The sequence below is a fragment of the Parablautia muri genome (assembly GCF_009917485.1).
In the GTDB taxonomy this organism is placed as follows: domain Bacteria; phylum Bacillota; class Clostridia; order Lachnospirales; family Lachnospiraceae; genus Suilimivivens; species Suilimivivens muri.
Genome location: NZ_QZDT01000122.1, coordinates 1 through 3,255, shown reverse-complemented (window position 1 = coordinate 3,255; position 3,255 = coordinate 1). Strand labels below are relative to the sequence as shown.

At 42.2% G+C, this 3,255-nt stretch carries 4 protein-coding genes; all 4 read left to right on the top strand.

The genetic code is table 11. From position 1 onward, the window contains the following. Positions 1–207 precede the first annotated feature (207 nt). The 4 genes from D5281_RS26300 (at position 208) to D5281_RS24380 (ending at position 3,181) form a co-directional block, all read left to right on the top strand. Complete coding sequence (locus D5281_RS26300) at positions 208–837, top strand: transposase (RefSeq protein ID WP_330585323.1); 630 nt, start codon at positions 208–210, stop codon at positions 835–837. A gap of 192 nt (positions 838–1,029) precedes the next feature. Continuing rightward, entirely contained in the window at positions 1,030–1,311 is a 282-nt protein-coding gene (locus D5281_RS26295) for a hypothetical protein (RefSeq protein WP_277935607.1), read from the top strand. Next, positions 1,272–1,679, top strand: a complete 408-nt coding sequence (locus tag D5281_RS26290) for a transposase (protein ID WP_277935606.1) — start codon at positions 1,272–1,274, stop codon at positions 1,677–1,679. The genes D5281_RS26295 and D5281_RS26290 overlap by 40 nt, the downstream gene beginning before the upstream one ends. Before the next feature lie 653 nt (positions 1,680–2,332). Then, a complete protein-coding gene (locus D5281_RS24380; protein ID WP_160562457.1) occupies positions 2,333–3,181 on the top strand; it encodes a tyrosine-type recombinase/integrase in 849 nt (282 codons plus the stop codon). Positions 3,182–3,255: the final 74 nt, after the last annotated feature.

The window sequence follows — 3,255 nt, the reverse complement described above, 5'->3', positions numbered from 1 at the left end:
TCGTAAGCGGATACATAGCTCTATTGGTTATTTGACACCACAGCAAAAGGAGGATGAGGAACTTAAAAAAACAGCATAATCTTTCGACTTTTTTTGTCCAAAGTATTGACATAGATCCACACTGAAAAAGTCTAATTCTTTGCAAAAGGAATTGGGCTTTTTTCAGTAATGCATTATAATAAAAGTATGGGGAAGGAGGATTCCGAAGTGCTGAAAGATAATTCACAGTTGAAACTATCAGTATCACCTTATCAGGGGATTTACGATGCGATCATTCCCTCGAATCATCTTTTGAGGAAGATGAAAGAGAACATAGATTTCAGCTTTGTAAATCCAATGCTGCGTAAACAATATTGTGAAAATTTCGGACGTCCGGCAAAAGAACCAGAGATGATGTTCAAACTGCTGTTCTTGAAAAAGCTGTACGACCTGTCCGATGAAATCCTGATCAGCAGTGCCCAGACAGATATGGCATATAAGTTTTTTCTGGATCTGGAACCGGAAGCAAAAATGATAGATCCTGGTCTTCTCACTAAATTCAGAAAAACCCGTATTGCAGAAGATATTTTGGAAGATATGTTAAAGGAAACGATACAGCAGTCTTTGGATAAAGGCCTGATAAAATCGGGAACCATTATTGTGGATTCCACTCATACAAACGCATCTGTCCGTGCGAAATCCCCTACACAGATTTTGCGGGATATGAGTAAACAGCTCCGGAAGGAAATCTATAAAAATGCTTTTGAATTATCGGAAAAATTTCCCAAAAGGCCATCATTGGAAGCCGGACTGGAGGAAGAGATTGCATATACGAAGGAACTATACCAGGCATTGTAGGAAGGGATAGCGGCTTGCGGCAATCGGAGGATACAGGACATCTTCAAGGAAAGGAAGGAACTGCTTGAGGATGAAAAGAACAGGGATATCCGTTTAAAGGATGACAAAGATGCACGGTATGGGCACAAGACGCCAACAAGCACATTTTACGGATATAAAAACCACCTGGCAATGACAGAAGAACGTTTGAACGTGGGAATAAGCGTAACCCATGGAGGTGCGCCGGACGGGCAGGAATTACCGGGACTGATAGAAAAGGCAGCGGGAAACGGGATAGAAGTGACAGAAGTGATAGGGGATATGGCATATGTCAGCGATGATAATCTGGAAGCCTGTGGCAAAGAGATCTCATTGATGCGCGGACAAATAGGGCTGTGGCAGCAGCTGCAAACGGGAACCTGGATGAAGGATTCCGTTATAATAAGGATGCCGGAATGTCACAATGCCCTGCCGGGGAACTGGCGATGCGGGTAGAGAAGCAGGTAGCAAAGAACGGGAATACATATTTAAGGTATATATTCAGCAAAGTGAAATGCAGGAAATGTCCGTTAAGAGAAAGCTGCCGTGTAGGGAGAGGGAAATCAAAGGAACGGAGTTATAGTATTACACAGGCAAGCGAAAAGAACCTGGAAAGACTTAAATTTGAGGAAAGTGAGTATTTCAGGGAACGGATGAAGATTCGGCACCGGAACGAAGAAAAGAATGGGGAATTAAAAGAAGCCCACGGATTGCGCAGAGCAGATTCGAGAGGGCTGTTTGCCATGGAACTGCAAATGTATTTCACAGCATTTGTAGCAAATATCAAGAGGATCACGAGGCTGGCTGAGCCTATTATCCAATAAAGCGGTATTTTCTTTGTATGTTTTAGTGCAATATTGTATATATGTGTTGTTTATATATAGAAAAGAGAAAACTCCCACCAAGAAAGTGGGAGTTTTTCAGTGCCCTTAAAAATCAAGGATTTCAGCCCTCTAACTAAACTGCGGAAGAGGGGACTTGAACGAATTTCCCTACACCGCAAACCCTCATAGAAAGGAGCTTTCCGCACATCAGCTAATAGAGTGTAACTAAAAGTGTAACCAACTTGTCAACCGCTCGTTTTTTTTGAAAGAAAAAATTTTCGGAGCAAACGGTTTACAAGTTTTCACAAAGGATAATTGTTGTAGAGGTGGTTAGACAGTATTTTTCTAACAACCTCTTGTTTATGCTTTTATTCTACAAACTGAAATTGAACAAAATCGCTACGCGATGGCCTGCCAAGGCTGTGGCGCAGTTTTTCTTAACTTTAAATAAAAAGCAGTAGCCAGCAAGTCCTAAATAAGGTATTGTTAAATCACCACAAAATAACAACCATATACACACAGGATCATCACTACTACTGCCATGAATAGAATATCATTAATTCTCTTTACAGACAAGCATTTTTATGATGCTCATGCTCCTCCATGAATGGTAGTTACTGTTTGTTTGCTATTTAATTCATGGAGGATTTATTATGTACGAAAAATATTTATTACAGTTTGAGGAAGCCGGAAAAATCCGTAACCTTAAAGAGCGTTCCATTAACTGCTACAAAAACTATGTTTCTTATTTCCTGAATTACATGGGAAAAGTTCCAGAAGATCTTACCTGTCAGGATGTTAGGAGCTTTCTTCTTGCCAAGAAAGACGATGGTCTGAAAGCAACCACCCTCAACCTTTATAATTCAGCCATCCGTTTTTTCTATCGGAATGTACTTCACGTTCTGTGGGATGATATCACTGTCCCACGCATGATTAAGGAGTATAAACTTCCAACAGTTCTTTCTTCTGAAGGAATCGACCGTCTGCTCAATGCAACCAGTGATCTAAAGTATAAAGCTATATTTGCCACCATGTATTCTTCCGGGATGCGTGTCTCTGAAGTGGTTCATCTTCATTACGAGGATATTTCCCGCACCCACATGCAGATTCATGTCCGGGATACAAAGAACCGTATGGACCGCTATACCATTCTTTCCGAGCGAAATCTTGCACTTCTTACAGAATACTGGTTTGCATGCGGAAAACCACGTGATATTCTTTTCCCGAATAAATTTACCGGGGAATACCTTACCGTTTCTTCCGTGGAACAGGTTATCCGTCGTTCAGCAGCGGCTGCCGGATTATCCGGGGTCACTCCCCACTGCCTCCGCCACAGCTTTGCCACCCATCTTATGGAGCAGGGAGTGGAGCCGCGGAATATTCAGGCACTGCTTGGGCACCGCGATCCGAAATCCACAGAAGTTTATCTCCATGTCAGCAACAAATCCCTTATGGGCATACGCAGTCCTTTTGACGGAAAGGATGGTACAGCCAATGGATAAGCCCACAGTACAGGATATTTTTCACCGCTTTTATCCGGCATACCTTGATCAGTATTCACCTTCCCCTGTACAGG